Source organism: Bacillus sp. JJ1127 (assembly GCF_036965845.1).
Taxonomy (GTDB): domain Bacteria; phylum Bacillota; class Bacilli; order Bacillales; family Bacillaceae_G; genus Bacillus_A.
The window spans coordinates 1,380-1,861 of record NZ_JBALQK010000450.1; the positions used below are offsets into that span (position 1 = coordinate 1,380).

1 protein-coding gene is annotated in these 482 nt (G+C 28.4%); it reads left to right on the forward strand.

Features of this window, described 5'->3' with window-relative positions; genetic code table 11:
- Positions 1-29 precede the first annotated feature (29 nt).
- Positions 30-482: AAA family ATPase (locus V7183_RS25795; RefSeq protein ID WP_335361315.1), on the forward strand; the 453-nt coding region annotated here is incomplete at its 3' end.

Consider the following 482-nt stretch of genomic DNA (forward strand, 5'->3'; position numbering starts at 1 on the left):
TCTAAAGATAATTGAAAAAGGTGATTATAATGACGAACTATAAAATCAGAAAATTATCAATCAAAAACTTTAAACATGTAGCTAATTTTTCTATTGATTTCTCTGAAAAAGATTTAATTGTCTTTGACGGTCCTAATGGTTTCGGTAAAACTACTTTGTTCGATGCACTTGAACTTGTGATAAGTGGTGGCATATCTAGGGTAACAAATACTGCAGACGGTAGATATGGATATAATGATTTGCTATTTTCAAATCAAAATAATAAAGATACAACCATTAAAATTGAATTTTATAATGAAAATGAAAATTTCACTGTAGTTAAAAGATTCAACGCTAATAAATCTATAAGACCCTTAGATCGTAAGCCAGATAACTGGAATTTATTTGAAACATATTTATTAAAAAACTTTGATTCTCCTTTATCAGAGAGTAAACCCATTTCAACAGAAGAGCTTCATTCCAAATTAGGTATGAGAAGCTTG